This is a genomic window from Nocardia sp. NPDC001965, assembly GCF_053594175.1.
In genome coordinates this window covers 56,416-82,231 of sequence record NZ_JBSFDZ010000020.1, presented here as the reverse complement: position 1 = coordinate 82,231, position 25,816 = coordinate 56,416, and the positions used below count along the sequence as shown (strand labels likewise).

Sequence of the window (25,816 nt, the reverse complement as noted above, 5' to 3'; positions counted from 1 at the left end):
ATGCCGGAGGCGCGCGAATCGGCCGGTCGCCGCACCGCCCGCCGCGCAGTCGCGTGCGCGACCGTGGGGCCGGCGCCGTGCACCGGCCGCATCCGCCGTTGTCGGCAGCCCCGTCCGGGAGCTCGTCCGACACCGGTGGGCCCGACTCCGCCGCTTTCCGCCGCCGCGTCGCGGCGGCGGTGATCACCGCGGTCGTTTTCCGGTATCCGATGACCGGAAGCCCGCCGGAGCACGGTAAACACCGCCGCGGCCACTCGAACGACCTGTCCCCCAAGCTATCTCACGGCAATCACCGAACCGGCCGATCAGTTGTCCAGGCGAACGACTTCGGGGCACACTCTTAGGTGACGACGTTCGACGCGCCGATCGAACGCGGGGGCGAGGACACAGAATATGAGAATTAGGCCGCGGCAACAGCTGCTGGATCTGTGGCGGGCCGTGCTGGCCTGCTCCTACCGGGACAAGACCTGGAGCTGGGGCGGCCGGGACGGCACGAACTCGATCAGCGACGCCGAACAGTTGCTGTGCCTGCTGTATCCGGCGACCGAGCTCGAGGCCTTCGCCCTGGATCAACCCGACGATATGGCGACCGACGCCCGGCGTGCCTTCGGCCCCTTCGGCGACGAGACCCGTATCGGCGGAGCGCTGGTCGGTCTGCTCGAGGACTATATGGCGCGCTATACCGGTCCAGACGGCCAACCGGACTTCGCGGCCGGTTCCTACCTCCGTACGGCCGACGAGCGGCCGCCCACCGACGCCCAGCTGGCACTGGATATCGTCGACTCCTATTCCATGTCGCTGAGCCTCTGCATCGCCGCGCTGCGCTTCCTGCGCGGATTCCAGCGCTTCGTCGGTGGCGAGGTCCGGCGCGAGGCCCGGCAGTTGAGCGAGCGCATTCCGCCGGTGATCGACGCGGTGGGCATCCGCCTCACCGCGGCCATGGCCGGTCTGGTGCGCAGTTTCGTCATCCACACCCCCGAGCCGAAATCCGAGGCCGGGCAGGCGATCCTGCACATGATCAACCAGAACGACGCACCCGCCGACGAGGTGATCCGCCGGTTGTCGGCACGTCTGGAGCGGCTGCGGGTCCAGGCGGCGAACGAGGTCCGGCTCAGCCAGGCCACCGAAGTGGATGTCGCCGACGACGAGCGACTGTTCGAATGTGGTTGGGGCTGGGGCATCGTGCGCACCGCCGAGCCCATCGAATTCGTACCCGGTGGCGCCGGGCAGGCGCCCGGCCACGCCGAACCCCGCCCCTATCTGTACTTCACCGCCGTCGCACTCGACGGCATCATCGACCTGTCCTCGCAACGTATCCGGGAACTGGACCTGCTCACCGACGATCAGCGCAAACTGGCCGACGCGCTGCAACTCCGGTTCGAGCTCGCCCGCAACTACTGGGCGACGGTGGCCCGTTTCGGTGGTGGACGCTGGCCGTTGGAAGACATTCCGTGGCGGACCTCCGACGGTGAGGAATCGGACTATTTCAGTCTCACCGTCACCGCCATCCTCATCCAGGACCTCGTCTACCGGGACAGCACCGAGGATCTGGCCCGGACGGTGGCCGTATTCGACCAGCTCGCGCGCCGCGGCCGGATCACCAGCCGCCTCACCGCCGGGGACGCGGCCGCCGTGCTGCACTATCCGGGGGTCCGGCTGGGTCTGGCCGGTAGCGAAAACATCGGCGGCGGCCCTGCCCTCGAGTGGTACGTCCCGGATTTCGTGACGATGATGCTCAAACGCTGCCTCCAGGCGGCCCGTCTGCGCACCGACGTCGACACCCGCGATCAGCTGATGGCCCTGGCCGAGGCGGCCATGGATCATCTCGCCCAGCGCATCCAGCGCGACGGACCGGCGGCCGGACTCTGGGACGACCCGGCGGCCATCCTCGATCCCGCGCTGCCGATCCCCGCCGGCCCGTCCTGGTTCGTCACCGAACGGGTCATGGAATGCCTGGTGATCGCCTACGACACCTTCCGTGAACCGCCGCTGGCCCCCGCGACCATGGTCGCTCGCGCGGTCGATCTGCTGAGCGAGGCCGAACACCTGCTCAACCAGGAGGAGCTCGAGGTCGGCGGGGACGATCTGACTCCGAAACAGGCCGCGGTGAACCGGATCCGCCAGTCGCTGGACCGGGCGCGCGGTGTGCTGCACGAACGGCCCGGCACCGCCTACAGCCTGGCCACCCAGGCCCTGATCCAGCTCGACGAACTGGCGTACGCGCGCCAGGACGCGACCCGGTGAGGAGGGCGTAGGTGCTGGTTTTCTCCACTTCCGACAAGGGCGGCACCGGACGTTCGGTGACCAGCTGCAATATCGCGTACCGGTTGTGTATGTCGGGGCGCAATGTCGCCTATGTGGACTTCGACTTCGGATCACCCACCGCCGGCGCTCTTTTCGAGATCAGCACGGTCGAACGCGGTATCGCCGACGGCGGCGTGCACTCGTATCTGCTGGGTCAGACCGGTACGGCGGCCCGGGTGGATATCGGCACCGCCACCGACCGCCCGGAACTCAAGCGGGTGGCACCCCGCTCCGGCCGGCTGGTCCTGTTCCCGGGGGACGAGGGCGGCGCCGAATTCCTCACCGCGGACGACGCAGTGGTGACCAGGTGCGCGGAACTGCTGGTAGCGCTGGAACAGGAGTTCCGGGTGGTGGTCGTCGATCTGAGCGCCGGACGGTCGGTGGCCCTGGAGATCGCCCTGCAGGCGACCGCGCTCCCGCAACTGCGCCGACGGACCGCGCGCTGGCTGATCTTCCACCGCTGGACGCGTCAGCACATCCTGGCCGCGGCGGGACTGGTCCACGGACCGCACGGTCTGCTGCAGACCGGCGCCGCCTGTGGCCACGACCCGGACGAACTACTCGGCTCGACCCGCTATATCCGCACGGCCGTCCCGGCCGCCGATTCGCATCTCACCGCGCAGCGCGCGGCGCAGGCGGCCTGGCTGCAGGAACAGGATGTCGCGCTGCGGCGGCTGGCCACCGCCAACCGTCTCGGCTCGACCGCCGTCCTGGGGGCCACGCCGATGGAGCCGATACTGCAGTGGCGTGAACAGCTCATCCTCGACAGCGATGTCAACGCCCATATCGCCAATCACGAAACCGCGCAGGCCTATACCGAACTCGCGCGGCGTCTCGTGGACGTCGCCAGCTGGGAGAGGCTCTAGATGCGGGAGAGGCAGGTCTACACCGAGGCCACCGAACAGCCCTGGGTCGCCCCGGTTCCCTTGTCACATCTGTCGATCGAGGTCGGGCACTTCTATCTCAACGACCTGCTCGGCGACCCGGAACGGGTGCGGCAGGAGTTCCGCCGGATCGTGCCGCTGGTCGCGGCGTTCACCGAATCGGCCCGGGTCCGGTTCGGTCCGCAGGTCCGGGTCAGTACCTGCTATCTGATCGACGACTACTTCCAGCCCGATACCGATCCGGCCGAGGTGCTCGGCAAACTGCTCGCCGCCGCCGCCGAATCCGGTCTGACCATCGACTATCTCGCGCGCGAGTCGGGCTGTTGGCAGACCTCGCAGTTCGTGGACGGGGTACCGCTGGGCGAACCGATACCGGTGGCCGAGATGGTGGCCGCGCGGATCGTCGCCGAACCGGCACCACCCGACACCGGGCGCCGGCCACCCACCGCCCAGTCCGGGTGGCTGTGCAACGGCCGCCGGTCCTCCGAACACGAACCGGCCCAGGCGATGCGTGGCCGCAACTACGAACCGCCCGAGGAATTCGGGCGCCGGGAACACTCGATCTTCCTCGATGTGCAGCTGTGGAGCACCCAGGTCGCCGACGGCGTGACGGTGACTCGCTGGTCGTGCCCGTTCCTGGCCGCGGTCTGGCATCTGCTGCGCTTGGGGATGCTGCGGTATCACGGTGCCGCCGTGGTGGATCCGCAGCAGTGGAACGGCGAACCGTGGCCCCGCCGGTGGCAGGAGGTACCGCCGGTGGTGCAGTTGAACCCGGAGGCCGCGCCGTTCGCGGCCTACCAGACCCTGTCGATGCTGCCCAAACGCTATCTCGGAATCGAGCACGCGGTGCGGTTGGTGCTCGATCACCTCGACCTGGACGAGGACGTGCTCGCGCAGATCATCGCGGCCGGGGCCATCGAAGACGTGGTCGTGCCGCGCAAGATCAGCGAGCGGTTGTCCCATCTGCTGCTCGACGGGTCCTGAGATGGCCGCGAGCACGCCCCTGGTCGTCCTCGGCGAGGTACGCACCTGCCTACTACCGTCGGCCACGGCGCTCACCCGCGCCGAGGCCGGTGAACTGCTCGCGCTGTTACCCGGCTGCGGGGTGCGGTGGCGGGAGCGGCCGGGCACCCTGGGCCTGTCGCCGACCACAGCGGTGGGAGTCGATTGCGATCTACGGCTGGGTGAGCAGAACGCCCGGATCGTCGGCACCGTCGCTACCAGTCTCGCGCTGGCCGGCGGCCGCGTGCTGCAGTCCTCGGCTCGCACCCGCGTCGTCCGGGCCGCCGAGCGCCGCCGCCAGACCTGGTCGCACTACATCAGCCAGAAGGGCGTCACCGAGATCGTCACTCGCATCCCCGAACGGATGGCGGCCGGTAACGGCCTGGCCGATGGCTATCTCGCCGCCGCACCTCTCCCCGGTTCGGCACCGCTGGACCTCGCGTCCATCAGTGAGCGCCTGCTGGCCCGGGTGCGCGCCGATTCCCGGCTGGACCAGAGCCCGCCGGTGCAGGCCGGTACCACCAGGCTGCGCTGGACCGCCCGGGTCGGCGGCAGCAGCGGTCCGGCGGCCACGCTGCACATGGACGACGATACCGTCCGCTCGGTGCGGTTGATCGTGCGCGACGAAGTCGATCTGGATGCGGCGCAACGCTTCTGCGAAGACCTGGCCGCACACGACTGGTTGCTGACAGTGCTGGCCGATGTACTCGACGAAGCCGACCGCTTCGCTCCGCACAGCCGCGAACGCATCGATATCCTCGCCCCCGCCCTCGAACATCTGGCCGGACTGTGGATGCCGGGTGCGCATACGCCCCCGGTACTGCGCGCACTCTGGAAGGATCTACAGAACGATCCAGGTTTCTCCCGGCAGTGGAACACACTGGTCGGGCGGTTACGCGACAATATCGCGGTGGCGACACTGTCCGCACTGCGGCACAAGATCTTCGACGCGGAGTGGTGAGGCCGCTACATCCGGAACCATTTGCGGACCAGTAGCGCGAAGAAGACCGACATCGATACCGCACCCGTCCATGCCTCGATCACGAACAGCACCCGTACTGCGCCGTGGAGTTCCCGGGTGTCGCCGGGGCCCGGCGGGTTGAGGAAACCGGTCACGCCCATATAGATCGTATCGGCGGGTGGCTGGACCTTGTCCAGCAGCAGCGCGACTCCGGTGAAGAGCAACATCTGTAACACCACCCAGCCCAGCAGCCACGACGGGCGATACCCGTGCCCGCACAGCAGATAGGAACCCTGGCCGGCCCACCGCCGGACCCCGCGCGGCAGGGCCCGCGTATTCGAGCGGGCGAGTTGCAGACCGCAGCGGTCCTCGGCTTCGTCGTCCTCGTTCACCCGGTACAGCGCCATGGCACGACGGAACGCGAGGGCCGCGTGGGTGGCCAGCCCGACTGTCGAGAGCTGCGCGCCGATCCGCTCGTATTCCTCGGCCAGCAGGGTGTTCTGCCGGGCGCTGAGCCGTAGTGGACCACGGAACTCCACCTCCGCGGCAATGAGCCCGGCGAGTACGGCGCTGGGCACCCGCCAGCCCTCCTCGTCCGCGCTCGGCGTGCGGGCCGCGCCGTAGAGGTGGGGGAAGACCAGAGTGTCGGAGTGCCGACGCCGCGCGCTGGGCGGATCGTAATCGTCGAGCACGGCCTCCACGTGCACGGCGAAGGAGTCCGGTGACATCCGCTCGGGATGCTCGGCGGCATCCAGTTCGGCGGTGTAAGCCGCTGCGTGCCGGGCGATCCGGGTGGAGACCGACGCCACGAACGGCGAGATCTCGCCCATGTGGGCCAGTCTAGCGGTCAGGGATGAAGCCGGTATTCGTAGAGATCGCGGGGCTCGCCCGGCCCGAAATAGCGATCGTCGTGTTCGACGAACTCGAAACCGGCCTGTTTGAACAGGTTTCCGGCCGGGTGGTTGTCGGGGCGGACCGTGAGGTACACGGTATCGGCGCCCAGTTCGCGGCATACGCGCAGCGTCTGGTTCAGTAGTGCGCGGCCGAAACCGGCGCCCTGATACCGCTTGGCCACCGCAAAGGTGAACAGCAGCGCGCGCCCGGATTTCTCCAGGGTGAGCGCGTAGCCGATGACGGTGCCGCCGACCTCGGCGACCAGCCATTCAGTTCCGTGCAGGTCGTAGAGCTGGCGCAACATCAGGTACAGGTACGGCTCGCCGAAGACCTCGGACTCGATGGTAGCGATGTCCTCGAGGTCGGCGAAGCGGGCCTGCCGGTACACCGGTTGTGACGCCTCCGCGATATCCATGTGCTCCCTAATGCCAGGGCATAAGCCGTCCGATACCAGCCTAGAACGTCGACTCGCCGACCGCGTCAGTGTAGAGCTCGCGCAATCGTTCCGTGATGCGCCACGTTCTATCTTCGGCATACCCGCTCACCGGCACCCGTCACAATACCGGCCACCCACCCCTTGACCTGAACAATAGTTGAGGAATCAGAGTGGTTCCCGGAACGGCGCAACCGCCGCCCGGAACCTTCTGGAGGAATCGTGGACAACGCCATCGCCGAGACGCTCGGCACCGCATCCGGTACCGGACCCCTGCGGGTCGCGGTCATCATCGGCAGCAGCCGGGACGGCCGGTTCGCACCCGCGGTCGGCGACTGGTTCCTGGCCAGGGCCGCACGCCGGGCCGATCTCGCGCCGATCACCGTGGATATCGCCACCACCGAACTCCCCCACACGTTCGGGGCTCCGGCTCCCGTCATCGCCGAAACCCGCGAGACACTCGACGCCGCCGATGCTTTCGTGGTCGTCACTCCCGAGTACAACCACAGTTTCCCGGGCACGCTGAAGAATTTCATCGACCTGCACCACGCCGAATGGCAGGCGAAACCGGTCGGATTCGTGAGCTACGGCGGGATCTCCGGCGGCCTGCGGGCGACCGAACATCTGCGTACCGTCTTCGCCGAACTCCACGCGGTCACCGTCCGCGACACCGTCAGTTTCCACAACCCCTGGGAGCAGCGCGACGAGACCGGCGTGCTCGTTCCCGGCACCGGGGCCGATACCGCCGCCACCGCACTGCTCGATCAGCTCGTCTGGTGGGGCGAGGCATTGCGCACGGCCCGCGCGACCCGCCCCTACGGCGGCCGCTGAGACCGCCGGCCCGCCCCGGCCAAGGTGACCGATACCGCCGAAGCTGCCGTCACACCTGGCCATACGATGCTCCGGTGACCGAATACGACCACCTCGACACCTCGACACTGCCGCCACGCCAGCGCCGGATCCTCGCGGCGATACAGGAATGGGTGGTACGGCACGGTTATCCGCCGAATACCCGCCAGCTCGGCGACGCCGTGGGACTGCGGTCGCCGTCCTCGGTGTCGAAACATCTGAAAAGCCTCGAGGAGAAGGGATTCCTGCGCCGCGGCGACGGCGTCTGTCGGCCGATGGATATCCGGCTGTTCCTGAACGCCGGAACGGAGCCGCGCCCGGACCGGGACGCCGTGGCCGTACCGGTGGTCGGCGATATCGCCGCGGGCACGCCGATCCTCGCCGACGAACATACCGACGACATCCTCACCCTGCCCCGCGAACTCGTCGGCCGCGGCACCGTGTTCGGGCTGCGGGTGCGCGGGGATTCGATGGTGGACGCCGCCATCTGCGACGGGGACATCGTGGTGGTGCGCCGCCAGCCCGACGCGCAGACCGGGGAGATCGTCGCCGCGATGCTGGACGGCGAGGCGACGGTCAAGGTGTTCCGCCGGCGGGCCGGCCATGTGTACCTGGAACCGCGCAACCCGGCCTATCAGGTGATCGACGGGGACGAGGCCGTGGTGCTGGGCAAGGTGGTGTCGGTGATGCGGCGGATGTGAACCCGGCGCCCACCGCCCGGCGGTAGGCCGCCGATGGTGCATGATCGAACGTATGGGAGCAGACCCGGGACCGCGGGTCCCCGACAACCTCGACGATTTCCGCACCACGGCACGGGCCCGGCTGTCGGTGTTCCCGCGGATCGCGGTGCCCGATACCGAGGGGCTGCGCCGCGCCGCCGTGGTGTTGTGTGTGGCCGACACCGGTGGGTCGCTCGCGGTCCTGGTCATCAAACGCGCCTACCGGGGTCGCAATGCCGGGCAGTGGGCGCTGCCCGGGGGGCGCCTGGAACCCGGGGAGACGACACAGCAGGCCGCCCTGCGGGAGCTACACGAGGAGCTCGGCCTGACGATCGGCTCCGGCGATGTACTCGGCACCCTCGACGATTTCCCGGCCGCCTCGGGCTTCGCCATCACTCCCCTCGTCGCCACCGTGTCCGATCTCGAAAGCCTGCGCCCGAGCCCGGACGAGGTCCATTCGGTGCATCACGCCACGTTCGATCGTCTCGCCGACGACGACGCACCGCACTGGGTGCTACGGGACTCCGCCCGGATGCACGCCGCCGGCCCGGCGGTCGACGCACCGCCCGGGGAGCCCGGTCTGCTGCAGATGCGTCTGGGCCCGGATATGACCATCCACGCCCCGACCGGGGCCATGCTCTGGCAGTTCCGCGAAGTGGTGTTGCTGGGCAGCGATCCGAAAACGGCCCGGGTCGCGGATTTCGCCCAGCCCGACTGGACGCACCACTGACCGATCACCGGGGTGGGAGCACCACCACCCGCCCTGTTCTCCGGTCCTCGACACCACGACCGCGGCGGCTGCCGTCGTAGGCGGACTCCCGGAGCCGCTGCACTGCCCGCGGTAGCAGCGCCACTTCTGCGGGATGGTTGAGGACCGGGTCGTAGAAATCGGTCCGGTGCTCGCCCGGATCCGCCGCACGCAGGACCAGACGGCCCACCGTGCGCCGCCCTGTCCCGAACCCGGCGACGGATACGGTGTATCCGGCGCGGTGCGCGTGCACATAGCGCTCCAGCGCCGGCAGCGATGTGGTCGCGGGCAACCCGGGGTCCGGTTCCGCGAGAACCCAGAGCGGGCCGGAACCGGCCCACCGGTAGGGCAGCAGACTACCGAACCGCGCGCTGTTCCAACCACGGGCGAGGGTGAGGGACAGCCGGGCGCCCACATTCTGTCCGGTGGTCGCCAGCGCGAAATCCCACGGCCGCTCGTCCCGGTCGAGTACTCGGAAGGCGAGGCCGAGCACATCCGGGACGCCGCCCGGTGTACCCACACCCTTGGACAACCGCGCGAGGGTGGCGCGCTCACCCGCACCGAAGAGTGGCACGAATTCGGGTTCGGCGTGGAAGCGGCCGGTCAACCGGACCCGCGCGGGTGGAAGAAACGAGCGTGCCGCAGCCGTGCTCCGGTGTCGAAGGCACCGCGGACGAGCATCGGCAGCGGATTCGCCGGCAGTTGTCCGGTCATGGTCGGACTCCCTTCGTCGCGTCCCGTCGGTCGAGCAGCGATAGTTGCGATGGGGAGCGGCTACCCAGATGAACCGGAACCACACCATCGATTGCGCGAGGAGACGCCGGTGCACCCGGCGCGACCGAAGGTTCGCACCCGTCTGGGTGGGTTCACCGGCGCCGAGGCCTCCGGTGGCCCGGTTCCGCCTCAACCCGCCAGGATCTGCGGGGAGAGCACCTTGAGCATGGCATTGGTCCAGCGCAGCTGACGCTGGGTTCGTGGACGGCAGTGCTCGGCCAGTTCCAGCAGTTCCGGTTCCCGTGCCGCCTGCGCACCCTGCGCGAGCAGCTCCCAGTCCACCGCGACGCCCGCGGCCAGCTGATGCAACCGGCGCAGATCCCGCAACAGTCGTACGCCGGGATCCAGGGTCCGGCCGCCGGCCCCGCGCAGCCGCGGCCGGCCGAGCCGGGCCCACCGCCGGCGCCGGTCGGCGGCCCCGAACCGAGGTGCCAGCACATCGAGTTCGCGGAGGTGATCCTGCGACCAGCCCGCCAGATCCTGGGCGGTGTCGTGGATCTCGTGCTCGGTACGGTGCCGGACAGCGACCGCCGCCAGTTCACCGGCGAGCTCGCGTTCGGAGAACTGTAGTTCCTCGATGACGATATGCAGTCTCATCGGCCACCTCCCGCGTCGAGGCCGACCGCACCGAGCATTCCGGTGCTTCGGCCCGACCGGACCCCTTCCGCGCAGAGTACGGTCACGAGGCCGACACCGACCGGCCCCGGGGCGGCGCCACCGGGCGCCGTATCGGCACCCGGACCAGGCCGCATACCGTCACCGCGCGGCTGGGCGATACGGTCTCGAATCTTCATATGCCGCAATTACCCAGCGCCACCGCGGTTCACCGCGGTGGTCCCGCTCAGGGGACTCAGGCCCCCGGCCGGGCGCCCGGGGCGCTCGGCGCCGAATGCCCCGGGAGTACGCAGACCGCGTCGAGGCCGAGTACATGGTTGAGCCGGCCGAAGGCCAGCCAGGAGCCCAGGCACATACTCAGTTCCACGATCTCGGCCTGGCTGTAGTGCGCGGTCATCCGGGACCAGAAGTCCTCGTCGAGATTGTGGTGGTCCAGGGCATAGCGTTCGGCGTACTCGGCGGCCAGCCGGGCCCGGTGGTCGAGGACGCCGGTATCGCGCCAGCCGGCGACGGCGGTATCGAAGCCCTCCTCGACCTTCACACCGTCGCGTTCGGTCCGCCAGTCCAGGCAGAACACGCATCCGTTGATCTGGGCGATCCGCAGTCGCGCCGCCTCGAATTCGCGCAGCCCGAGGGTGGTGTGGGCGTACACCGCCAGCGAGAAGTTCGATGCGGCGACACCGATCTCGGGCACCATCTCGCCCCAGACGTAACCGATCGGATCCTTGCCTTCGGGGATGTCAACTCTCATGACCGTTCCTTCCCAGCTTTCCGGCCGCCGGACGCAGCGGCACATCGAGCGCGTCGTAGAGGCCCGGCTCGGCCGCGGCGAGCCAGTCGATAGCGCCGACCAGCCGGCCCACGGCGGTCGCGTTGCCGCCCGCCGCGTAGTTGCCGCCTTCGTCGGTCGCCTCGACGGTGACCTCGATCCGCGGACGTCCTTCGATGATCACCCGATGCGCCCCCTCGCCGTTGGGCGGCGCGGGCCAGTCGGGCGCGCAAGAGGGATGGATCCGGGTGATGTGTTCGACGACGATGCGCGGTTGGCCGGCCACGATCCCCTGCACCTCGAAACGCATCGCCCCCTGGGTACCGGCCTCGAACTTTCCCATGGTCGCGGTCTCGACGGTGGTCTCCAGGGCGAGCCGTTCCACCGTCTCGCGGACCTCGTCCAGTTCGACCCCGAGCGCCCGGGCCATCAGCCGGACCTGGCCGCCCCACACCATGGTCGGGACAGTGGGCATCACCATGGGCGGCACCTGGTCCATGGGCTGGCCCATCCCCACCAGGTAGCGCACGGAATCGGGCTGGTCGTAGGTGGAGTAGTCGAAGATCTCCTGGCAGCGCACCACCTCGACGACACTGCCCAGCCCGCTGACGAGCAGCGGCAGCACATCGTTGCCCCAGCCAGGGTCGATTCCGGAGACGAACAGTGAGCCGCCACCGGATCCGATCGCGGCCAGCACCGGCTCGCGCATCTCGGGCGGGGCGTTGCGCTGGTCGTAGAGCGCGTAGAGCGCCGGTGTCACCACCACCGCTCCGACGCCGATCGCACGGACGATATCGGCGAGGGCGTCGTCGGGTCGGATTTCACCGGAGGCGGCGTACACCACCGCGCCCGGGCCGGCGGCCAGCACCGTGTCGATATCGGTGGTGGCGGCGATGCCCAGCGGCCGGTCCAGCCCGGCCAGGTCGCCCGCGTCCCGGCCGGCCTTGGCGGGATCGTGGACGAGGACAGCACCGAGTTCGAGTCCGGGGTGGGCGTCGACCGCCCGGATGGCGGCCCGGCCCACATTGCCGGTGCCCCAGACGACCGTGGAGATCATCGGCGAATTCTAACAAGCGCTTGGTTGTGAAGGGGCGAATTCGGCGGCTTCGGCGGCGATACCCAGCCGTTCGCCGGGTGGCCCATATCTCCGCAGGCGGGAATGCCGCACTGCCGCAACCCCCGTATCGTTGACCTGGTGACGGAATTCCTCACGGACACAACGGAATCGGACTTACCGTCGGTTACCCGGATGTTACTGCGCGCTGACGGATCCATGACGAGACTGCTGGAGGCGCTGGTCGGCCGCCCACTGGCACTCGATCTCACCGATCAGCACACGACCATCGGACGCGACCTGGACCCCACCGTGCGGGCGGCACTGCGATGCGCCGACGCCGACCCGGTGGTGGTCCGCCGCTCCACCCTCACCACCGGGGACGGCGCCGCCGTCTCCTGGAACAGTGTCGCGGTGGTGGCCACCGACGACGAACTCACCGCCCTGCTCACCGACGAACGGTTGCCCATCGGGCACAGCCTCGCCGCCGCCCGTCGCCATCTCGTGCGCACCGTACTGGGCGCGGGGGTCACCCGATGGCCGGTGGCCGGGAATCAGGAAGACCTGGCCTGCGCCTACAAGGAGAGTGTGCTCTCCGACCACGGATCGACGGTGGTCGCGCATTTGCACGAGCGTTTCAATCCCGCCTACGTACCGTTGCTGGACCCGGCCCGGTGAGGGTCCTGATCGTCGGTGCCGGAATCGGCGGGCTGACGACGGCGTTGAGCCTGCACGCGGCGGGTATCGACGCGCAACTGATCGATCGGGTGCAGACATTGCACCCGCTGGGGGTCGGCATCAATCTGCTGCCGCACGCGACCGGCGTCCTCGCCGAACTCGGCCTGCACGACACTCTCGCCGCGCAGGGGGTCGCCACGTCCGAGCTGGTGCACTACGACAAATTCGGCAACGAGATCTGGCGGGAACCACGCGGCCTCGCGGCCGGGCATCGGTGGCCGCAGTATTCGGTACACCGGGGGCGGTTACAGGCATTGCTGCTGGACGCGGTACTCGGGCGCCTCGGGCCCGGCGCGATACGGACCGGCCACCGGTTCGTCGGCGCGGTACAGGAGGACCGGCGAGTCCGGGTGACCGTGCAGGACCGTGCGGCCGGCACCACCGTAGAGCTGGACGCGGATGTGGTGATCGGCGCCGACGGACTGCATTCCGGAGTCCGCGCGCACCTGTATCCGGGCGAGGGCCCACCGCGCTGGAACGGAATCCGGATGTGGCGCGGGGTCGCCACCGCACCGGCGTTCCTCAGCGGAACGTCGATGCTGATGGCCGGTAGCAATCACGCCGCGAAGCTCGTCGCCTATCCACTCACCACCGCCACGACCGGCGACGTTCTCGTCAATTGGGTCGCGGAGGTGCGGACACCGCAGGACGAGCAGGGCGAAGCCGAGTGGACGCGAACCGGACGGCTCGACGATGTCGCGCCGCACTACCGTGACTGGCGTATCGCGGGTCTGGACGCCGCGGCCCTGCTGGCCGGCAGCGAGCCGCTGCTGGAGTATCCGATGGTGGACCGGGATCCGCTGCCGCGCTGGAGTTTCGGCCGTATCACCCTGCTGGGCGACGCCGCGCACCCGATGTATCCGGTCGGTTCCAACGGTGGTTCCCAGGCGATTCTCGACGCCCGGGCGGTGGCCGCCGGATTGGCCGGCACCGGCGATCCGGTCGCCGGACTGGCGGCCTACGAATCGGCGCGCCGCGAATCCGCCAACACCGTCGTACTGGCCAACCGGGATATTCCGATGGACCGCGCCCTGCGCATCGTCGCGGAACGGGCACCGGCCGGCTTCGATCGCATCCAGGACGTGCTGAGCGAAGCCGAACTGCGCGCGATCACCGACGGCTACCGCCGGACCAGCGCGACCCGGTAGCCGGCGAGCCCGGAAGCAGGCCGGCTGTCGCGATCGGTCTGCTACCCGGATTCGGGGAGCTGATCTCCCTGTACGACCTGGATATCCAGGTCGATCTTGACGGTGGTCCCGATCGCCGCCACGCCCGCACGCACCATCGCGTTGTAGTCGATGGCGAAATCGTCACGCCGCAGCGTGGTCTCGGCGTGGAACGCGGCGCGCACTCCGCCCCAGGGATCCGGGCCGAACCCGCCGTAGGTCAGCGCCAGATCGACCGGGCGGCGCTGCCCGTGCAGCGACAACTCGCCCGACATCACCCAGGTGTCGCCGCCGGTGCGACTGAATCCGTTGCTGATGAACGAGATCAGCGGGTAGTTCTCGACGTCGAGGAAATCACTGGACCGCAGATGGGTGTCGCGCATATCGATACCGGTATCGATGGTGGCCGCCTTGATCTCGGCGTAGCCGGAGGTCTGTTCGAAGCGGTCGGCGATATCGAGCCGGCCGCTCACCTCGGCGAATCGCGCCTTGATACTGGAGATGCCCAGATGGCGCGCGGTGGCGATCACCGAGGAGTGCACCGGATCGATGGTCCACGGGCCGGCCGGCGGCAGCGCGACGGCGTCGACGACGGGCGCCAGCGCGATATCCCCCAGCATCCCCGATCCCGAGGACGAGATCTGCACCGCCCGCGCCGCGGGCTGGTAGCCGGCGGCGGTGATCACCGCCGTGTGCACCCCCGGACGAACCGGTTCGGTGGACACCGCTCCGTTCTCGTCGGATATCGCGCGGCAGATCTGCCGACCGCGCATATCCGTCACGGTCAGCACCGCTTCGGGTACGGGCCAGCCGTCGGCGCCGTGGATGCGGCCGGTCAAACCGGACATGAGCATCACCTTTTCACCACTCAGAGTTGATTAGCACAAGCAACTAGTTGCCGGAGCCGAATATACCCACGCCACCGGACCGCCGACAGGGGCGCCCGCCTCACCGCTCGATGACCGAGAGCGCGCCGCCGATCCGGACGAAGGCGGTGGGCGTGAGCCCGAACATCGCCCGGAAAGTATCGCTGAAATGCGACGGTGAGGCGAACCCCGCATCCGCGGCCGCCCGGGTCATATCGTGGCCCGCCGCGTGGGAACGCGCGATCCGCACCATCCGCGCCCATTGGACATAGCGGCGGAAACTGGTCCCCGTCTGCGCGGCGAAGGTGCGCAGGAAATACGAGGTCGACAAGCCCACGCCGCCCGCACAGGTGGCGGCCCGGTGGGGATGTGCGGGGTCGGCCCGGATCGCCGCCGCCACCGCGGCTATCCGCGCGTCGTGGATCGCCGGTAACGGCACGCTGGCCAGCGCCAGGATCTGTTCGATATCCGGATCGGGAGCGCGGCACAGTGCGGCGAGTTCGTCCTCGTGCCGGTGGGCGTAGGCACAGCCGCCGGCCTCGGCGGTCATACCGCCCAGGCATCGGGTCATCCGGGCGCTGGTCGGATCGAAGAAGCAGAACAGCATCCGCCCGTCGGTCTGGACCACATGGTGGACCACTCGGGCGCGGAACAGGAAACTACGGGCCGTGATGTCCACCGATTCGCCGGCGCGTACCCGGAACGGCGCGTCCACCCCCAGCCCCAGCGAAGGGATCGCCGTGGAATGCGGGGCCAGGCCCAGCCCGGGACCGAGATAGACAGCATGCCCCAGCCGCACCCACAGGCGCGCCGTCGACCCGGGCGCAGCGCACGTTTCCGGAAGTGCCGACAGGGTCATACGCGCGACGATACCGGCGCGTGATCGACCAGCGGTTCGAATGCGATACCCACCGTGGACCACTCCCAGGAGGCAGCGATGACCACCGATCGAATCGACCCCGCCGCGAGCCGGCCCCCGGTGATGTACGAGACCGCCGTGGACGGAGCGCGGCTGTGCTACGCCGCGGCAGGGTCCGGAGACCCGCTGGTCCTGTTACACGGTTGGCCGCAATCACATCTGGCCTGGCGATACCAGATCGGGCCGCTCGCCGAGCACCGGCGGGTGATCGCACCGGACTGGCCCGGCTGGGGTGATTCGGCCCGCGATATCACTCTGTCCTGCGACTACGACAGCGAGGTCGACCGGATCGCGCGTATGCTCGACGCCCTCGAACTCGACCGGGTCGATCTGGCCTGCCACGATTACGGCGGCTTCCTCGGATTGGGTTTCGCCCAGCGCCGGCCCGACCGGGTCCGGCGGCTGGCGCTTCTCAACTCACGGGCACACGGCACTTTCGTCGCACCGTATGCCTTGCTGTTCGGGGCGTTCACCGTCGCCGCCCGGCGCCGGATCGGCCGCCGCCTGATCGCGATACCACCGGTCCATGCCGTGCACCGGTGGGGCCTGCGCCGGTACCTGCGCAACGGAACGTTCACACCGGAGCGGCTGGAACAGGATCTCGGCCTGCTCCGGACCCCGGCGGGCCGGCGCTGGTACGCGCATTTCTGGTCCGGCTACGAGGTACGGGTTCGCCCCGAGTTGCGGGCGCGGCTGGGTGCGATCGAATGCCCCACCACCATCATCTGGGGGACCCGGGATCCCGCCATCCCGATGACCACCGCCGAGGAGCTGGCCCGGCACATTCCGAACGCGGAGCTGGTGCGCGTGGACGCCGATCATTTCCTGATGGAACAGCGACCCGGCGAGGTCACCGCGGCACTGCGCGATTGGCTGCGCCGGCCCGCGCGGTGACGACCGACCGCCGGGACCGTCGTCGTGCGTCCGCCGGGCAGCGGGTATGGGTGGGAGCGTCCGGGGTAGCCGCCGGGTATGGCAGTCGACCATGTCGTACCGGCAGCGGATAGAAGAGATCCGGTACGCACCCGGATCGAGACCGACCACCGGACGACCGATATTAGAGCGCTCGAGGCAGCGGTGGTCCGGCGATGACACTGCGTATCGGCACCTCGGGTTGGCAGTACCGGGACTGGCGCGGCGTCCTCTACCCGGACCGATGCCCGCAGAGGTTGTGGCTGGAGCACTATGCCGCGAATTTCGCGACCGTCGAGAACAACAACGCCTTCTACCGGCTGCCGGCGCGAGAGACCTTCGCGGCCTGGCGGCAGCGAACTCCCGACGATTTCGTCCTCGCCGTCAAGGCCAGTCGTTTCCTGACGCATATGAAACGTCTGCGCGATCCGGCGGAGCCCGTGGCGCGGCTGCTGCGGCACGCCGAGGGCCTGGGCGGACGCCTCGGCCCGATTCTCCTGCAACTACCCGGCACACTCCCGGCCGATCCGGGCCTGCTCGACACCTGTCTGCGCTGTTTCCCCGCCGATATCCGGGTCGCGGTGGAGCCACGGCACGAATCGTGGTGGTCACCGCGTATCCGCGCGGTGCTCGAGCAGAACCGGGCCGCGCTCTGCTGGGCCGATACCGGATCTCGCCCGGTGACACCGCGGTGGCGGACCACCGGCTGGGGCTATCTGCGCCTGCACCGCGGCCGCGCACGACCGGCGCCGCGGTACGGCACCCGCGCGCTGCGCGGCTGGGCCGAGCGGCTGACCCGGACCTGGCCGGACGACGCCGATGTATTCGTCTACTTCAACAATGATCCCGGCGGTGCCGCGGTCCGTGACGCTGTCGCGTTCGCCGGAATCGCCACGGCGATCGGTGCGACCGTGACCAGGACACCCGGCGGAATCCGCCCGGGGACAGCTCGCTGACTCCGGGCGACCGGTTTCCGGCGCGACCATCCGGGTACCGCGCGACCATCCGGTACCGCGCTGCCCGCGCGCCGGAATCACGGTGCCCGTCGACGACTACAGCGTTCGGAGGAACCATGGAGATCGGCTACAAACTCGCCGCCGAGGGATTCGGCCCCGCCGAACTGGTCCGGCAGGCCATCGGCGCCGAGGCCGCGGGATTCGATTTCGTCGAGATGAGCGACCATTTCCATCCGTGGCTGGACAATCAAGGCCACTCCCCCTTCGTCTGGTCCGTACTCGGCGCCGTCGCCGCCGAGACCGACCGGATCGGGCTCGCGACCGGGGTCACGTGCCCGACCGTGCGATATCACCCCGCGATCATCGCGCAGGCGGCGGCCACCCTCGCGCTGCTCTCCGACGGCCGTTTCACCCTGGGTGTCGGCTCCGGCGAACGCCTCAACGAACATATCGTCGGCGACGGATTCCCGGTCGATGTCGCCGGCCGTCATCAGTTGCTGCGGGAGGCGCTGGAGATCATCCGGCTGCTGTGGCGCGGCGGCTACCGGTCCTACGACGGCCGGTATCTGAAATTGTCCGACGCCCGCGTCTTCGATCTCCCCGACGAGCCGCCGGTGATCGCGGTGGCCGCGGGTGGCGGCAATGCCGCCGATATCGCCGCGGAACTGGGCGACGGGCTCTTCGCCACCGAAGCGAAGCCGGAATTGGTGACCCGCTACGAGGCCGCCGGGGGCAACGGCCCGCGGTACGCCGAGGTACCGATGGCGTGGGCGCCGGACGCGGCCACCGCCGCCCGCGCCGCCCGCGACACCACACGCTGGGCGCTGACCGGCTGGAAGGTGATGAGCGAACTACCGAACCCGGTGAATTTCGCGGCCGCCTCCGCGACGGTACGGGAGGAGGACATGCTGGAGAAGTTCGCCTGCGGGCCGGACGCACAGCGCTACCTCGAGGTGGCTCAGCCTTTCGTGGACGCCGGATTCGATCATCTGGTGATGCAGAACGCCGGTCCCGATCCGGACGGGTTCCTGGATTTCTATCGCGCGGAACTGGACGAGCCGCTGCGCAAACTGACCCCGCAACCGGCCTGACCTTGACCCGCGCGAGCCGGGCGGGGCCGGTGCTGCCGCACCACCCACCGCCGGTGGCGATTTCGCCGGATTCCGATCGATCGCCCGCATCCGGGTATGGCCCCGGGATCGACGTACCGGGCAGCCGGCGCTTCGTTCCGCCTGCTGCCCGGCTGTGTCTCGGCCGTTCGCGACCGGGTCCGGTCAGGACGTCATCTCGGTGGCCTGCGACGTATCGATGACACCGAACGTCTCGCCCTGCGGCGCGGTGAGGACCCCCATCCGGCCGAACGGGCTGTCGTCGGGACCCATCAGCAGGGTCGCGCCCAGACCGGTCGCCGAGGCGAGGATCGCGTCGGTGTCCTCCACCTGGAACCAGGCCAGCCAATACGACGGCCCGGCACCGGGATTCTTGGTGGAATCGTTGAGGCCGCCCACGGGTTCGCCGTCGGGGGTCAGGGCGAAGGTCGCGTAGTCGACGTTCACGCCGTCGCCGATCTCGGTGAACGTCCAGCCGAACACCTGTGCGTAGAACTCCTGCGCCTGCCGGTAACCGACGGTGTGTAATTCGTTCCAGCAGTAGGCGCCGGGCTCGTTGTAGATCCCGGCGCCGAAATGCTGTTTCGCCTGCCAGACTCCGAACGCCGCACCGCTGGGATCGGTGGCGACGAGCATTCGCCCGACGTCGAGCACGTCGAAGGGCGCGGCCAGGACGGTGCCGCCGGCGGCCATGATCGCGGCGGCGGTGTCGTCGGCGTTGTCGCTGGCGATATAGGTGGTCCAGACCGAGGGCATCGGGGGTCCGGGCGGTTTGGGGCCGATCCCGGCGGCGGGGTGACCGTTGCGCAACGCCATCAGGTAGCCACCGGCTTCCGGTGCGCTCTCGGCGATCTCCCAGCCGAACAGCGCGCGGTAGAACTCACGGGCCCGGTCCGTATCGTCGACCTGACAGTCGGCCCAGCACGGGGTTCCGGCCGGCCAGGGGGTTTCGCGAATCGGCATTGCGTGTCCTCCGTGTTCCGTTTCGGGTTCGCACGAGTCGAGCGATGACGGGGCCTTGCGGCCGGATGGGACAGACCCGGATGAGACAGGCGCAGTACGGTCGCGGTCCGGTGGTCCGCCGCGGCCGAGGGTGAGCCAACCGTATCCAGCGCACGGCAGCCGGGCAACCACCTCGCAATGCGTTCGCCGGCCCACGACCACCGCCGCAGTGGTTGCCTATATCGTGGGTCTATGCTCATAATGTGAACCCTCTGTGGCCTGCGTCACGAACGCAGGCCGCCGCTACGGAAAGCACCGCCGCCGGTGCGACTCGATGGGATATGCACATGTCAGACCTCGCAACGATGGTCAACACGGGTGCCGCGGTCCTCGCGGTGGTCGTGCTGATCATCCGATTCAAGATCAACCCGGCGGTCTCGCTGGTGATCGGCTCCGCCTATCTGGGACTCACCGCGGGCCTGGGCACCGAGAAAACGGTCGAGACGATCACCACCGGATTCGGCGACATCATGGCCGAGGTCGGATTACTGATCGCCTTCGGCGTCCTGACCGGAGCGATGTTGCAGGAGACCGGCGCGATCGAGCGTCTCGTCCGGACGCTCATCCGGGTATTCGGTGTCGACCGGATGCCGTACGCGCTCTCACTCACCGTCGCCACCGCGCTGCAATCGATCTACCTGGACGTCCTGCTGGTCATCTCGGCGCCGCTGGCCCGATCGGCCGCCGCCAAGATGACCCGGAAAGGCACCGCGCGGATGGCCACGGCGCTGGCGATCGGCGGTGAATGCGGCATCGTGCTCACCGTGCCCGGGGTCGGCGCGCTGGCTCTGGCCGGGCTCCTCGGGGTACCGCTGGGCAAGATGCTGCTGTTCGGCCTGATCCTGGTGATCCCCACGGTCACCATCGCGGTCGCCGTGATGTGCTTCCTCTTCGACCGCGGCTGGTGGAACGAAGAACGCGACGAACAGCCCTACTCGGCCGGCGACCGGCCGGATACCGCAGGTACGAAGCCGGATCCCGAGGAAGGGGGCACGGCAGGCAGTGGGGGCACCGCCGTGGCAGCGCCCCCGCGCGCGCAGACCCACACCCCGCTCCCGCTGTTGCTGGCGCCGCTGATCACCGCGCTCCTGCTCATCGCCGCGGGCGCGGTCCTGGATGTCGCCGAGATCCACAACCCGGTGATCGAGTTCCTCTCGACCCCGGTCATCGCACTGCTGATCGGGCTCGTCGGCACCAGTGTCGTGGGCCGGCGCAGTGTCGGTATCGAACGGATCCAGCGGTGTATCGCGACCGGTTTCCAGGAGAGCGGCCAGATCCTCATCCTGACCGGTGTCGGCGGATCACTGGCCGCCACCATTGCGGCCACCGGACTCGGCGATATCCTCGGCGACTATTTCTCCGCGAGCACCGCGGCACCGTTGCTGATGGTGTGGGCCATTGCGGCCGTACTGCATATCGCGGTCGGTTCGGTGACCATCTCGGCGATCACCGCGGCGGGCATCCTGGCCCCGGTGGCACCGGCGCTCGGTATCGATCCGGTGCTGATCGCCCTGGCCGCGGGCGCCGGATCCCTTTTCGCCGTGCACGTCACGAGCAACACCTTCTGGCTCCTGCAATCGCTGATGGGGCAGACGACGCGCGGCACGTTGAAAACCTGCTCGGTGGGAGTCTCGGTCGCCTCGGTGGTCGCGATCGCGCTCATCATGCCGCTGAGCCTGGTCCTGTGAATCTCGGAAACGATAGGGAAAATATGCGCAACGAAACCGTGCGGCCGCTCGACGGGATCCGGGTCCTGGAACTCGGCAACTACATCGCCGCGCCGACCGCCGGCCGGATGCTGGCCGATTTCGGTGCCGAGGTGATCAAGGTCGAGCGGCCGGTGACCGGCGACGAACTGCGCCGCTGGCGGCTGTACGGCGGTGAGACCTCGATGCTCTACCGCACGATCAACCGGAACAAGAAGTCGATCGTGGTCGATCTGCGGACTGCGGCCGGCCGCGCCCTGATCCTCGATCTGGTCCGCGAATGCGATGTGCTGCTGGAGAATTTCCGGCCCGGCACGCTGGAACGGTGGGGATTGGGCCCCGAGGCACTACAGGAAGCCAATCCGGACGTGGTGATCACCCGGATATCGGCCTACGGGCAGACCGGACCGCAGGCCGCCCGGCCCGGATTCGCCGCGGTGGCCGAAGCGGCCGGCGGATTGCGTGAGTTGATCGGCGATCCGGATCGGCCACCGGTGCGCACCGGCGTCTCCATCGGTGATTCGATCGCCGGGATCCACGCCGCCTTCGGCACGGTGATGGCCCTGTTCCAGCGGGCACGCAGCGACGGCCCGATCCCGCTGGCGGAACGCATCATCGATGTGGCGCTCAACGAATCGATCCTGTCGGTGATGGAGTCCCTGGTACCCGACTATCTCGCCTACGGGGTGAAACGTGAACGCGTCGGCGGCCGGATGGAGGGCATCGCGCCCAGTAATGCCTATCCGTGCAGCGACGGCACCAGCATCATCGTCGCGGGTAACGGCGATGCCATCTTCCAGCGCTATATGGAGACCATCGGCCGGCCGGACCTGGGCGCCGACCCGGATCTGCGCGACAATGCCGGACGCTGGGCCCGCCGCGACGAACTGGATACCGCGATCGCCGGTTGGACGATCGGGCACACCCGGGCCGAGGCGTTGCGGATTCTCGACGCGGCCGGGGTACCGGCGGGTCCGATCTACACCGCGGCCGATATCTGCGCCGACGAGCAGTACGCCGCGCGGAACATGATCCAGCAGTTCCAGGTGGACACCGGTGCCGCCGAACCGGTGACGGTGGGGTTCCCCGGGATCGTCCCGGTGATCGGCGGGGCCTCGCTACCGATCCGTACAATCGGGCCCGACCTGGGTGAACACACACGCGAGGTACTCGCCACGGTACTGCGCCTCACCGACGACGAAATCGACAGCGTCACAGGCACTTCGGAAGCAGAGGTTACAGTATGACCTTCACCTACACCCCCGCGGCGCAGCTGCGCGACGTGACACTGCGCGACGGCCTGCAGCTCACCGGGAAACCGCTGGATACCGAGCGGAAGGTCGCGTTGATCCGCGAACTGCTCGCACTCGGAGTGCCGGAACTCGAGATCGGCTCCATGGCCCGGGCCGACCTGGTGCCGCCGCTGGCCGATTCGCTCGACGTGATCGCGGCACTGACGCCGGCCGAACTCGCGAAATGCTGGGTGTGGGTGGCCACCCCGCGCCATGTCGAGAAGGCGGCCGCGGCGGGGGCGCGGAATTTCCAGTACTGCCTGTCGGCATCGGATTCGCACAATCAGGCCAATATCGGCCGCAGCACCGAGGACAGCGTCGCCGCCATGCCCGCCGCGATCGAACTGACCCGGGACTGCGGTGGCGCCATCCAGCTGTGTATCGCGACCGCGTTCACCTGCCCGTTCGAAGGTGTAATCGACCCGGCGCGGGTACTGGGTATCGCCGCCGATCCACGGACCGACGGCGCCGTCGACATCGTTGTCGCCGATACCCTCGGCCAGGCGGTGCCGGCGCAGGTACAGCAGCTGATCCGGGCGGTCCGGGAGAGCACTCCCCCGCGCCGGATCGTCTACCACGGCCACGACACCTGGGGGCTGGGTGTGGCGAACACACTGGCCGCCGTCGACGCGGGTGCGACACTGGTGGACGGTTCGCTGGGCGGCCTGGGCGGCTGCCCGTTCGCCCCCGGCGCGAGCGGCAACACCGCCACCGAGGACATCCTGTTCGCCACCCGGCCCGACTGGCTGACCCCAGCCGTGCTCGCGACCGTCGTCGAGACCGGGGAGGCGCTGCTCGCCGATCTGGGCGAGCCGAACCGGTCGAAGACCGCCCAGGGCGCCCGCTCGGCGGCCCACGCGTTCGACTGGGTGATCGGCGAGCAGTCGTGACGGCAACGGATTTCCTGGTCACCACCCCGTTGCCCGATCCCGGTATGCGGCTGCTCGAAGCCGCCGGTTCGGTAACCGTGGCTCCCACCCGGATGACGCGGGAAGAACTGGCGGATGCCTGCGCGTCCGGTGACTACCGGGTGGTCGTGGCTCAATTACAGGACGAATTCGACGCCGCGTTGCTGGACCGGGCGAAGATCAGCGGTATCAGCAATTTTGCGGTGGGCTACAACAATATCGATATCGCGGCGGCGACCGCGAATTCGATCGTCGTGGGCAACACCCCCGGCGTACTCACCGACGCGACGGCCGATATCGCTCTGCTGTTGATCCTGGCCGTCGCCCGGCGATGCGTCGAAGCCGACACCCTCGTGCGATCCGGGAACTTCCACGGCTGGGAGCCGGAACTACTGCTGGGCCACGATGTCAGCGGCCGGACGCTCGGGCTGGCCGGATTCGGCAGGATCGCACGGGCCACCGCACGGCGCGCGCTCGCCTTCGGGATGACGGTGAACTTCAGCCCGCGCCCGCCCGGTGATCGCGAGGTGAGCGAGACCGAACTCGGTGAATTCGCCGGCCGGGTACAGCAGCTGCCGTGGTCCGAACTCGTGGCCACCAGCGACTTTCTCTCGGTGCATGTCCCGTTGACCGAGCAGACCCACCATCTCGTGGATGAATCGGTACTGCGATCGATGAAACCGTCGGCGATATTGATCAATACCGCGCGCGGCCCGGTCGTCGACGAGACGGCACTGGTGGCGGCGCTGCGCGACGAAACGATCGCCGGGGCGGGACTCGATGTGTACGAGAACGAACCGCGGCTGGCACCGGGTCTCGCCGAACTGCCGAATACCGTACTGCTACCGCATATCGGCAGCGCGACGGTCCCGGTCCGCGCCGAGATGGCCCGCCGCTGTGCCGAGAACGCCATCGCCATGGCCCGCGGCGATCTCCCGCCGTACCCGGTCGATCCTGCGGCGTACACCGGCGGAGCGACAACGGCACCGAGTTGACGGGATCGGCACTGCTCATACCATCATGAGGACGTGAACGCTCCCCCACCCGGACCCGTTTTCGATGTGTTCGCCGTCTTGAACGGCGTCGTGGATCTGCGGTCCTATCCGCGCCGGAATCTGGTGCTGAGCTCCCCGCAGACCGGCGGATTCGTCTTCGATTCGGCGGCCTACCAGCGGGCGATCTTCGAGCCCGTGGTCCATCTGCTCAACGGCGTCGAACTGCTCGAATCGCAGGGATGGGAACTGGTCAGCGTGGTCGAACGGAATATCGACAACGTCTACTACATGTTGGCGTTCATGCGCCGGGCCCGGGGCGGGGCGCCCGCGGCGTAGATTCGACGCGCGACCAGGCCAACCGATTCCCGGGCAGCGCCGCGGCCGATTCGGCCTCAGCGAGTTCCGCTGTCCCCGGCCGGGATACGACCGCCCAGGGTGCGGGTGACCTGTTCGGCGTAGCCGACGAGCAGGTCCACCCAGGCCTCGCACTGTGCCAGCGGCATGCGCAGCGTGGGGCCGCTGATCGTCAACGCGGCGGCCACGTTTCCGGTGGCGTCGAATATCGGCGCGGACAGGCCGGAAGCCGAATCCTCGCGTTCCCCGGCGCTGATCGCGTAGCCGTCGGCTTTCGCCCGGGAGATGAGCGAACGCAGTTCGGGCGGGCTGGTGACCGTGCCCTCGGTCAGCGGTTCCAGCGGCGCGGCGAGTACCCGTTCGGCGAGTTCGGGATCCCAGGCCAGCAGAATTCGACCCGCCGACCCGGCATAGAGCGGGATGATCTTGCCCACGTACATGTCCCGGCGCAACGCGTGCCGGGTCTCGGCGATGGCCACACATACCCGGAAGCCGTGTTCGGCGCGGAATACGCAGGCGGTCTCGCCGGTGACGTCGCGGATCTCGCGCAGCACCGGATCGACGATCGTCAGCAGATCGAGTCCCTTCACCGCCGTGGCGGCCCAATAGCTCATCCGCAGTCCCACCCGGATCCGGTCACCGGCCCGATCCAGCAGACCCCGGTCCACCATATTGGTGACCAGTCGCTGCACCGTGGACGTCGGTAATCCGGTGGCCTGCTGGATCTCACCGAGCGTCAGCGACGGGCGGGCCGGGGAGAAGGCATCGAGGATCTCGGTGATCTTTCCCAGCACCAGCAGCGGCTGGTTGTTCGCGGCCGCACCGCCGTCTTGCCTCGACATACCGCCGAATCTACGCCGCGGCCGCCCACCCCGGCACAGGACACC

27 protein-coding genes are annotated in these 25,816 nt (G+C 68.9%); 17 read left to right on the top strand and 10 right to left on the bottom strand.

What is annotated here, in order from left to right; genetic code table 11:
• The first annotated feature begins 393 nt into the window (after window positions 1-393).
• The 4 genes from ACWCPQ_RS24650 to ACWCPQ_RS24635 are packed head-to-tail and all read left to right on the top strand — an operon-like array spanning window position 394 to window position 5,151.
• Window positions 394-2,244, top strand: coding sequence for an SCO2524 family protein (locus ACWCPQ_RS24650; protein WP_449902827.1), 1,851 nt, complete (start codon window positions 394-396; stop codon window positions 2,242-2,244).
• An 11-nt stretch (window positions 2,245-2,255) separates the two neighbouring features.
• Complete coding sequence (locus ACWCPQ_RS24645) at window positions 2,256-3,170, top strand: SCO2523 family variant P-loop protein (protein WP_449902825.1); 915 nt, start codon at window positions 2,256-2,258, stop codon at window positions 3,168-3,170.
• A complete protein-coding gene (locus ACWCPQ_RS24640) occupies window positions 3,171-4,172 on the top strand; it encodes an SCO2522 family protein (RefSeq protein WP_449902823.1) in 1,002 nt (333 codons plus the stop codon).
• A 1-nt stretch (window position 4,173) separates the two neighbouring features.
• Window positions 4,174-5,151 (top strand): SCO2521 family protein, encoded by a 978-nt coding sequence (locus ACWCPQ_RS24635; protein WP_449902821.1) that lies wholly within the window; start codon window positions 4,174-4,176, stop codon window positions 5,149-5,151.
• 5 nt (window positions 5,152-5,156) lie between these two features.
• Here ACWCPQ_RS24635 and ACWCPQ_RS24630 read toward each other — a convergent pair whose 3' ends face one another.
• Both ACWCPQ_RS24630 and ACWCPQ_RS24625 read right to left on the bottom strand, forming a co-directional pair.
• Complete coding sequence (locus tag ACWCPQ_RS24630; RefSeq protein WP_449902819.1) at window positions 5,157-5,981, bottom strand: hypothetical protein; 825 nt, start codon at window positions 5,979-5,981, stop codon at window positions 5,157-5,159.
• Between the two features lie 17 nt (window positions 5,982-5,998).
• On the bottom strand, window positions 5,999-6,460 hold the full coding sequence (locus ACWCPQ_RS24625; protein ID WP_449902817.1) for a GNAT family N-acetyltransferase: 462 nt from the start codon (window positions 6,458-6,460) through the stop codon (window positions 5,999-6,001).
• A gap of 240 nt (window positions 6,461-6,700) precedes the next feature.
• Between ACWCPQ_RS24625 and ACWCPQ_RS24620 the strand changes: the two genes are divergently transcribed.
• From ACWCPQ_RS24620 to ACWCPQ_RS24610, 3 genes are all read left to right on the top strand, one after another.
• The gene (locus tag ACWCPQ_RS24620) at window positions 6,701-7,309 is read left to right on the top strand and encodes an NADPH-dependent FMN reductase (protein WP_449902814.1); all 609 of its coding nucleotides are present in this window, start codon (window positions 6,701-6,703) and stop codon (window positions 7,307-7,309) included.
• A gap of 74 nt (window positions 7,310-7,383) precedes the next feature.
• Window positions 7,384-8,028 carry a transcriptional repressor LexA gene (gene lexA / locus ACWCPQ_RS24615; protein WP_449902812.1) on the top strand — a complete coding sequence of 215 codons (645 nt, stop codon included), beginning with the start codon at window positions 7,384-7,386 and terminating at the stop codon, window positions 8,026-8,028.
• 52 nt (window positions 8,029-8,080) lie between these two features.
• The gene (locus ACWCPQ_RS24610; protein WP_449902810.1) at window positions 8,081-8,776 is read left to right on the top strand and encodes an NUDIX hydrolase; all 696 of its coding nucleotides are present in this window, start codon (window positions 8,081-8,083) and stop codon (window positions 8,774-8,776) included.
• Between the two features lie 4 nt (window positions 8,777-8,780).
• Here ACWCPQ_RS24610 and ACWCPQ_RS24605 read toward each other — a convergent pair whose 3' ends face one another.
• From ACWCPQ_RS24605 to ACWCPQ_RS24590, 4 genes are all read right to left on the bottom strand, one after another.
• Window positions 8,781-9,401 (bottom strand): phosphodiesterase, encoded by a 621-nt coding sequence (locus ACWCPQ_RS24605; RefSeq protein ID WP_449902808.1) that lies wholly within the window; start codon window positions 9,399-9,401, stop codon window positions 8,781-8,783.
• A gap of 296 nt (window positions 9,402-9,697) precedes the next feature.
• On the bottom strand, window positions 9,698-10,165 hold the full coding sequence (locus ACWCPQ_RS24600; protein ID WP_449902805.1) for a hypothetical protein: 468 nt from the start codon (window positions 10,163-10,165) through the stop codon (window positions 9,698-9,700).
• A gap of 253 nt (window positions 10,166-10,418) precedes the next feature.
• Window positions 10,419-10,934 carry a carboxymuconolactone decarboxylase family protein gene (locus ACWCPQ_RS24595; protein ID WP_449902802.1) on the bottom strand — a complete coding sequence of 172 codons (516 nt, stop codon included), beginning with the start codon at window positions 10,932-10,934 and terminating at the stop codon, window positions 10,419-10,421.
• Window positions 10,924-12,009: an NAD(P)H-dependent amine dehydrogenase family protein gene (locus tag ACWCPQ_RS24590; protein WP_449902800.1), complete on the bottom strand. Its 1,086-nt coding sequence runs from the start codon at window positions 12,007-12,009 to the stop codon at window positions 10,924-10,926. The genes ACWCPQ_RS24595 and ACWCPQ_RS24590 overlap by 11 nt, the downstream gene beginning before the upstream one ends.
• A 102-nt stretch (window positions 12,010-12,111) precedes the next feature.
• On the opposite strand from ACWCPQ_RS24590, the gene ACWCPQ_RS24585 reads away from it, so the two are divergent.
• Both ACWCPQ_RS24585 and ACWCPQ_RS24580 read left to right on the top strand, forming a co-directional pair.
• Complete coding sequence (locus tag ACWCPQ_RS24585) at window positions 12,112-12,684, top strand: chorismate--pyruvate lyase family protein (RefSeq protein ID WP_449902797.1); 573 nt, start codon at window positions 12,112-12,114, stop codon at window positions 12,682-12,684.
• A complete protein-coding gene (locus tag ACWCPQ_RS24580) occupies window positions 12,681-13,892 on the top strand; it encodes a flavin-dependent oxidoreductase (protein WP_449902795.1) in 1,212 nt (403 codons plus the stop codon). Before ACWCPQ_RS24585 ends, ACWCPQ_RS24580 begins: the two co-directional genes overlap by 4 nt.
• Before the next feature lie 41 nt (window positions 13,893-13,933).
• On the opposite strand, the gene ACWCPQ_RS24575 is transcribed toward ACWCPQ_RS24580, so the two are convergent.
• The gene (locus ACWCPQ_RS24575; RefSeq protein WP_449902793.1) at window positions 13,934-14,758 is read right to left on the bottom strand and encodes a YceI family protein; all 825 of its coding nucleotides are present in this window, start codon (window positions 14,756-14,758) and stop codon (window positions 13,934-13,936) included.
• A 100-nt stretch (window positions 14,759-14,858) separates the two neighbouring features.
• Complete coding sequence (locus ACWCPQ_RS24570) at window positions 14,859-15,635, bottom strand: helix-turn-helix domain-containing protein (RefSeq protein ID WP_449902791.1); 777 nt, start codon at window positions 15,633-15,635, stop codon at window positions 14,859-14,861.
• A 78-nt stretch (window positions 15,636-15,713) separates the two neighbouring features.
• Here ACWCPQ_RS24570 and ACWCPQ_RS24565 point away from each other — a divergent pair, with 78 nt between their 5' ends.
• The 3 genes from ACWCPQ_RS24565 to ACWCPQ_RS24555 all read left to right on the top strand — a co-directional run bounded on the left by ACWCPQ_RS24565 (window position 15,714) and on the right by ACWCPQ_RS24555 (window position 18,654).
• Window positions 15,714-16,589, top strand: coding sequence for an alpha/beta fold hydrolase (locus ACWCPQ_RS24565; RefSeq protein ID WP_449902789.1), 876 nt, complete (start codon window positions 15,714-15,716; stop codon window positions 16,587-16,589).
• Window positions 16,590-16,783: 194 nt separating this feature from the next.
• The gene (locus tag ACWCPQ_RS24560) at window positions 16,784-17,563 is read left to right on the top strand and encodes a DUF72 domain-containing protein (RefSeq protein ID WP_449902786.1); all 780 of its coding nucleotides are present in this window, start codon (window positions 16,784-16,786) and stop codon (window positions 17,561-17,563) included.
• Between the two features lie 116 nt (window positions 17,564-17,679).
• Window positions 17,680-18,654, top strand: a complete 975-nt coding sequence (locus ACWCPQ_RS24555; RefSeq protein WP_449902784.1) for a TIGR03557 family F420-dependent LLM class oxidoreductase — start codon at window positions 17,680-17,682, stop codon at window positions 18,652-18,654.
• Between the two features lie 183 nt (window positions 18,655-18,837).
• Here ACWCPQ_RS24555 and ACWCPQ_RS24550 read toward each other — a convergent pair whose 3' ends face one another.
• Entirely contained in the window at window positions 18,838-19,635 is a 798-nt protein-coding gene (locus ACWCPQ_RS24550; protein WP_449902782.1) for a VOC family protein, read from the bottom strand.
• 326 nt (window positions 19,636-19,961) lie between these two features.
• On the opposite strand from ACWCPQ_RS24550, the gene ACWCPQ_RS24545 reads away from it, so the two are divergent.
• Genes ACWCPQ_RS24545 through ACWCPQ_RS24525 form a run of 5 tightly spaced genes read left to right on the top strand, consistent with a single transcriptional unit; the run spans window position 19,962 to window position 24,911 of the window.
• Window positions 19,962-21,362: a GntP family permease gene (locus ACWCPQ_RS24545; RefSeq protein ID WP_449902779.1), complete on the top strand. Its 1,401-nt coding sequence runs from the start codon at window positions 19,962-19,964 to the stop codon at window positions 21,360-21,362.
• A gap of 23 nt (window positions 21,363-21,385) precedes the next feature.
• Window positions 21,386-22,627 carry a CaiB/BaiF CoA transferase family protein gene (locus tag ACWCPQ_RS24540; RefSeq protein WP_449902776.1) on the top strand — a complete coding sequence of 414 codons (1,242 nt, stop codon included), beginning with the start codon at window positions 21,386-21,388 and terminating at the stop codon, window positions 22,625-22,627.
• Window positions 22,624-23,562 (top strand): hydroxymethylglutaryl-CoA lyase, encoded by a 939-nt coding sequence (locus tag ACWCPQ_RS24535; protein ID WP_449902774.1) that lies wholly within the window; start codon window positions 22,624-22,626, stop codon window positions 23,560-23,562. Before ACWCPQ_RS24540 ends, ACWCPQ_RS24535 begins: the two co-directional genes overlap by 4 nt.
• On the top strand, window positions 23,559-24,575 hold the full coding sequence (locus tag ACWCPQ_RS24530) for a 2-hydroxyacid dehydrogenase (protein ID WP_449902771.1): 1,017 nt from the start codon (window positions 23,559-23,561) through the stop codon (window positions 24,573-24,575). Before ACWCPQ_RS24535 ends, ACWCPQ_RS24530 begins: the two co-directional genes overlap by 4 nt.
• Before the next feature lie 33 nt (window positions 24,576-24,608).
• The gene (locus ACWCPQ_RS24525) at window positions 24,609-24,911 is read left to right on the top strand and encodes a hypothetical protein (RefSeq protein WP_449902769.1); all 303 of its coding nucleotides are present in this window, start codon (window positions 24,609-24,611) and stop codon (window positions 24,909-24,911) included.
• Window positions 24,912-24,967: 56 nt separating this feature from the next.
• On the opposite strand, the gene ACWCPQ_RS24520 is transcribed toward ACWCPQ_RS24525, so the two are convergent.
• Window positions 24,968-25,771: an IclR family transcriptional regulator gene (locus tag ACWCPQ_RS24520; RefSeq protein WP_449902767.1), complete on the bottom strand. Its 804-nt coding sequence runs from the start codon at window positions 25,769-25,771 to the stop codon at window positions 24,968-24,970.
• Window positions 25,772-25,816: the final 45 nt, after the last annotated feature.